4 protein-coding genes are annotated in these 4,038 nt (G+C 64.4%); 2 read left to right on the forward strand and 2 right to left on the reverse strand.

Annotated features, from left to right (window positions below):
* Positions 1-124: 124 nt before the first annotated feature.
* Both NBZ85_RS34170 and NBZ85_RS34175 read right to left on the reverse strand, forming a co-directional pair.
* On the reverse strand, positions 125-409 hold the full coding sequence (locus NBZ85_RS34170) for a hypothetical protein (RefSeq protein WP_261563060.1): 285 nt from the start codon (positions 407-409) through the stop codon (positions 125-127).
* Positions 410-547, reverse strand: coding sequence for a hypothetical protein (locus NBZ85_RS34175; RefSeq protein ID WP_261560342.1), 138 nt, complete (start codon positions 545-547; stop codon positions 410-412).
* Positions 548-1,422: 875 nt separating this feature from the next.
* On the opposite strand from NBZ85_RS34175, the gene NBZ85_RS28625 reads away from it, so the two are divergent.
* Positions 1,423-3,336, forward strand: a complete 1,914-nt coding sequence (locus NBZ85_RS28625) for a TIR domain-containing protein (RefSeq protein WP_261560341.1) — start codon at positions 1,423-1,425, stop codon at positions 3,334-3,336.
* A gap of 357 nt (positions 3,337-3,693) precedes the next feature.
* The coding region (locus tag NBZ85_RS28630; RefSeq protein WP_261560340.1) for an effector-associated domain EAD1-containing protein at positions 3,694-4,038 on the forward strand (345 nt) is incomplete at its 3' end.

The raw sequence follows: 4,038 nt of genomic DNA on the forward strand, positions 1-4,038 counted from the left end.
CCACCCGCCCCACCCATTTTCTGATCATGCCTCCGACCTGGGCTCATACGGTTTGTGATCTGCCGCTTTCAGATCCGGTGCTGCGGGACGGCGCTGGTCAGGACACTGGTGGCTGGTTCGAGCCTCACATGGACGACCATGTTGCTGGCATACGAACCGCCTGCGCCTTGCTGTGCGACCGCAGCGGCAGCGGCAGCAGCAGCAGCAGACGGTGGCATGGCGGTCTCCTCGCCTTGACGGGCCAGCGCCGCTGCCGCCTCCGGGCTCGCTCCTTTGCGGTCTTCGCACCTCCGACCCCGGCCCGCTGTCGGCCTGGCCGGGGCTGCAGGTTCAGCGGGCCGAACTCGTCGACGCAGAACACCACCGTCGGCTCGCCCGCCTCGGGAGCGACCTGCCCGTCGATGATCACTTACAAGTGCTCGACGCGGGCCTTCTTCGGCTCGTACTCCGGATCCGAGCTGGTCTTCCACGTCTTTACCCGTTGAAAGGACACGCCCTCCTCTCGGAGCAGGACCCGCAGGCCCTCGTGGCTGATGTCGTCGACCACCCCCCTCGACGACCAGGAAATCGGCCAGTTTGGTCAGGCTTCAGGTCGACAACGGCAGCCCGTGCTCCTAGGGCCGGGACTTCGCGATCATCTTGATCTCCCGGCGTTCCAGCAGGATGAACGTCCGCGGCGACCACCCGCATAGCGGGGGTACAACGAGTCGAAGCCGTCCGCGTTGAAGTTGTGGATCACATCCCGGGCCCGGTCCTCCGACGTAAACGTCACCTGCACGAACTTCCCAACGGCATCCGCTGCGCGGACAGCAGGATCATCTGCGCTCGCCACCACGCCGCCACCGACCCATTACCACAACGAACAATCCGCTACCAGATGTGCAGAGCTCCTGTTCGATCCAGTCGATGATGTTGCCTGCCGGGTGCTCACTCGGCATCCTCCCTGGTCAAGGACCTCACGGAGCGTTGTGGAGCGCGACCCAAGGCGCTGATCGACCCGAAACCACAGCCCGGCCATAGAAGGCGACAACTACCTCACCACCGCCACCCCCGCCCAGCAGGCGGCGATCGAGGCGGTCATCGCCGCGGCGCAGCACGAAGTCGCTTCTGGCATACGGTCACGGTCACCCGGCCTACCGGCTCACGGTCCAGGTAGAGCGTCCACGTCCTCACCAGATCGGCGAGGCGGCTCCCGACCCGTCAGTGTCGCGTCGCCCACTTCAGCGGTCCTCACCAGGCGACAGGAAGCAACTGCCCTCGACGCTATCCACGAACGGCGCGAGCAGAAGCACGCGAGCTGGGGCCGGGCCAGTTTCGGGCGCGCAGGACAGCCCCCGCGTACGAGATCCTCCAGCAGACGGACAACCGCTACGCTCAGCGGAGCGGCGGACTCACCGCCAGCCGGAGCCATACGGGGGCACCGTGGCAGAAGTACTGACCGAATCGCAGATTGCGGCCCTCGCCGAGGTCTTCTCTGACCCGTACCAGGCGTCACACCTGCTTGAACGGGCCGGGCTGCCGCGCAGTCTTCTTCCTGGGTGGGCCTCGGGCACCCCGAGCGCCTTCTGGTATGAGGTCGCGAGGATGCTCGAGAACGGCGTTATCGTCGACGGCGTATCGCAGGTTCTTCAAGCTGCTCGCACGATGTACCCCGCTAATCCCATGTTCGCCGAAAGAAGTACTTCCGCGCCCGGCGTCGAATCCACTCCGGATCGTGCGCAGGCCGAGGAAGGGTGGGACTTCTTCATCTCGTACGCCGAGGCGGACCGCAAGTGGGCGGAGTGGATCGCGTGGACACTTGAGGAAGCCGGCTACACCGTGCTGGTGCAGGCGTGGGACTTGGTGCCTGGGTCAAACTGGATCAGCGCCATGGACGGTGGCCTTAGACATGCCAGGCGTATTATCGTGGTCCTCTCAGATACCTACCTCGGTTCGGTGTTCGGCCAGGCCGAGTGGCAGGCCGCTTTCCGCGCAGATCCACGGGGGATGGCGCGAAAGCTTATCCCAGTCCGGATCTCTCCGACTCAGGCGTCAGGCCTGCTTGGTTCGATCGTCGGTATCGATCTTTTCGCTCTCGACAAGGACGCAGCCACGGGGCAGCTGCTCGATAAACTTTCCTACGCCATCGCGGGACGAGCAAAGCCCGCGACGCATCCCGCGTTTCCCGCCGACCCAGAGAACACGAAAGACGCCCGACTCGACGGGGTAACCCCTCCCGTGCATCGACGGGATGCCGTGGCGCCGAGCTTTCCCAACGAGGTGCACCAAGAGGACCGTCCGACCTTCGAGCTCGGTGATGTTTTCATATCGACCCAGATTCCGGGCGTCACCTTCGTTCAGCAGGAACTCTTCATTCCCTTCAAGATGAAGTTGCGGCAGCCCGGACTCAGCGTCATCGTCGAGGGTGCCGCGGGACTCGGCAAGACAACGCTCCTTAAGCACGCGATTGAACAGGACGAGGCAAGATTTAAGAAGATCTCCTTCCTCAGCGCCCGAGAGCAGGCGGACGTCGCCCAGATCAGGCGGATCACAGATCATGGCCACGACGGCCTTGCCGTAATCGACGACTTCCACAGGCTTCCCGATGATCTGAAGACTCGCGTGGTCGATTACCTGAAGATGCTCGCAGACCAGAGCGCGGCCATGAAACCACGCGCCGGATCGCATGCCCCCAAGGTTGTCATTGCCGGCATTCCGGACACGGCGCGAACTCTTGTCGCACTTAGCCCAGACATCGCCAAGAGGATATACGTTCAGGAGCCAAAGCCGGCGTCACGACTGGAGCTGACTGCACTGATCGAACTCGGCGAGCGGGCGCTGAACATCGAGTTCGACGATCGGCAGGCCATCGTGGAGATGGCGTCCGGCAGCCTCGCCCTAGCCCAGGAACTGTGCTGGTGGCTGGCGATGCTCAACGGTGTGGAGGGGACTGTGCGGCGCGCTCGCACGATCAGGACCGACATCGAGGAGGCGGCCTCATACGTACACGAGGAGCTTCGCAGGAGCTTCAGTGATCCGGTAGCGGAGTTCGCCTCACTCGACGGTGAGGACGAAACGATCTGCGTCGATCTCCTGCAGGCACTCGCTCAAAGCCCGGACGGAGCGGTAGCTCTCGACAGATACAAGAAGGACCACCCCCACCGGGAACGCGCGGTGGACAAGATCTTCGTCGACCGTGTCGTCGACAGGCTGGCGACGAGCCCGGCGATCGCACGGATCCTCTACTACGACGCCATGGGCCGCCGGCTTGTCGCCGATGATCCACAGTTCTGGTTCTACCTCCGACGGCTCAGCCCGAAGCGGCTCCTAGGAGACACTGGCAAACGGTGGTCCTGAGCATTGGATCGGCGAACCCCGGCCAAGCCAACCCGGCCACCGACCGGCAGTCCACGCAGATCAAGGGACTACAAACTAAGGCCCCTGTACTGATCGAAGGAACTGCGCGCGTGTAACGAATGCCGGAGCGGCCGGAGGCAGCGGGTCGGTGTATCCGACCATGGCCCTGCACGGCGCCGTCCCTCATCAGGGCCCCTGAACGCGTGGTAGTGTCGCGATCCCGTCCCGGCCGCTCACGGCGGCGCGTATGGCAAGCCGCCTGGATTGCGCTACAGTCTTGGGCACACAGTCCGCTGGCAAGCCCGATGGTAGACGCTCCGGGCCTGTGTACTACGGGGAACGGACGCCGCACTGCCAATGGCCACACATCGCTGGTCCGACGGGGACCTTGAAGAGTTCCAGGACACCCTCGCGGCTGTCTACGCCGACTACCGCACCGCCGTCACTGTGTTGCGGCGGATCGGCTATCCCGCCGGCCGTATACCGCCGGCCAGCATGTCGCTGAATTTCTGGGACCAGGCACTCGGCGACCTCCGCGAAGGCCTCCTCGAAGACGGGTTGTGGAAGCTCTTGATCGTAAACATTCACGTGGTTTGTGATCAAGGCATGCGGTTAGGCCGCGCCGGCTACGGTCGCGGTGGCCGGGTGCTGCGGGGACGTCAGGGCGGGGCTGCGGCGGGTGGTGTCCAGGGCGTGCCGGCC

Source organism: Frankia tisae, assembly GCF_025403405.1.
Lineage (GTDB): Bacteria > Actinomycetota > Actinomycetes > Frankiales > Frankiaceae > Frankia > Frankia tisai.